A 213-nucleotide genomic window follows, 5' to 3' on the forward strand; every position below is an offset into this window, starting at 1 on the left:
AGTGACCTTACTGCCTTTCTCTACTTCATATTTAGATGATTTATAAATTCGGGTTACAAAATATTTATCATCAGTAGAGAGATCAACCATTGTTTTTCTATTCTTCATTCCTCGATCAAAAACCGCAATATCTTTTTTATTACTTATGTGTTCTTGAAGAATATTACCCAAAGCCAAATCTTCACTAATCATTTTTTGATCTTTGTGAAAATT

Annotated in this window: 1 protein-coding gene; it reads right to left on the reverse strand. The window is 29.1% G+C overall.

Going from position 1 to position 213, the window contains the following annotated elements; genetic code table 11:
* Positions 1–192: hypothetical protein (locus NJT12_RS25025; protein WP_271338818.1), on the reverse strand; the 192-nt coding region annotated here is incomplete at its 3' end.
* Positions 193–213: the final 21 nt, after the last annotated feature.

The sequence above is a fragment of the Flavobacterium azizsancarii genome (assembly GCF_027980145.1).
Lineage (GTDB): Bacteria > Bacteroidota > Bacteroidia > Flavobacteriales > Flavobacteriaceae > Flavobacterium > Flavobacterium azizsancarii.